Source organism: Thiohalocapsa sp. ML1, assembly GCF_001469165.1.
Lineage (GTDB): Bacteria > Pseudomonadota > Gammaproteobacteria > Chromatiales > Chromatiaceae > Thiohalocapsa.
Genome location: NZ_JABX01000113.1, coordinates 1 through 1,512, shown reverse-complemented (window position 1 = coordinate 1,512; position 1,512 = coordinate 1). Strand labels below are relative to the sequence as shown.

The 1,512-nt window shown below is 67.5% G+C and carries 1 protein-coding gene and 1 pseudogene; both read left to right on the top strand.

Annotated elements, in window-relative coordinates:
• The first annotated feature begins 21 nt into the window (after positions 1–21).
• Positions 22–674 (top strand): annotated as a pseudogene (locus ML01_RS26575) (tyrosine-type recombinase/integrase).
• Positions 671–1,512: IS91 family transposase (locus tag ML01_RS26570; RefSeq protein ID WP_058558376.1), on the top strand; the 842-nt coding region annotated here is incomplete at its 3' end. The pseudogene ML01_RS26575 and the gene ML01_RS26570, both read left to right, overlap by 4 nt.

The following is a 1,512-nucleotide window of genomic DNA, read 5'->3' as shown; positions in this document are numbered from 1 at the left end:
TTGAAGTTCTACTACGAGCACGTGTTGCGCAAGCCGTGGGAGCATGTGGGCTTGATCAAGCCGCCGCGGGGGCGGCATCTGCCGGACATCGTCACGGTCGATGAAGTGGCACGGCTGGTGCGATCGACCCGGGTGCTGAGCTACCGTGTGCTGTTCTTCACCCTCTACAGCATGGGCCTGCGTTTGGGCGAGGGGCTGGGGCTGACGGTGGCGGACATCGATGCGGCGCGCCGACGGGTGCACATCCGCGACGGCAAGGGCCGCAAAGATCGGTTGGTGCCGCTGCCGGATGCGACGCTGGTGCTGTTGCGCCGGTTTTGGGCGCTGCATCGGCATCCGCGGCTATTGTTTCCGAACCGCACGGGCGGGCTTGCGGCGGCGGCCAAGGCAGCGAACCCGCTGGCGCCGGCCGGCGTGCAGACGACGTTGGGCAAGGTGGTGCAGTCCTGCGGGATAAAAAAAAGATCACCCCGCATAGCCTTCGCCACAGCTATGCAACCCACCTGATCGAGGCCGGCGTCGATCTGCGCGAGGTGCAGGCGCTCCTCGGCCACAGCTCGATTCTCACCACGGCCCGCTACACTCACCTGACGCAGACCACCGGGCGCACCGCCGAGCAGGCGATCAACACGCTGGTGAGCGGCATCGCCGGGGACTGCGGGGTGCGCTCATGATCCGCTTGAGCAGCCTCATCGAGACCTTCGAGGCGGACTACCTGGCCACCTATGGCGACGCGGTCCTGCCGAGTCAGCACAAGGCGCTCTCGGCGCTGAGGACCTGCCGGACGTCGGCCGCACCTGTGATGCAGGCGCGCTGCGAGGCGTGCGATCACGTCGAAGTGGTCCCGCATTCGTGCGGTCATCGCAGTTGCCCGCACTGCCAACATCACGAGAGCCAGCGCTGGATCGAGCGCCAATTGGCCCGCCAGGTGCCCGCGGCGTATTTCCTCATCACGTTCACGCTGCCGGCATCTCTGCGGCCTCTGGCGTGGGCCAATCAGCGCACGCTCTACGACCTGATGACCCGCTGCGCTTGGGAGACGTTGCGCACCTTCGCGCGCAACGATCCGCAGTTGCAAGGCGAGGCCGGTGCCATTGCGGTGCTGCACACCCACTCGCGCCGGCTCGACTACCATCCGCATGTCCATGTGGTCATGCCGGCGGCGGCCATCGCGGCCGAGCGGCGGCGCTGGCGCACCAAGCAACGCAACCAGCGCAGCGCCGGCAAGGGCGCCTATCTGTTCAGCCACAAGGCGCTTGCCAAGGTCTTCCGCGGCAAGCTGCTCGCCGCCGTCACCGGCGCCGGACTCGCGCTGCCGCCGAGCTATCCGAAGGACTGGGTGGTCGACTGCAAGCACGTCGGCAGCGGCGCGAAGGCACTGGTCTACCTCGGGCGCTATCTCTACCGCGGGGTCATCCGCGAGCAGGACATCCTCGCCTGCGAGAACGGGCAGGTGACCTTCCGCTACCGCCACGCCAAGCGCAACCGTTGGGAGTACCGCACGTTGCCCGG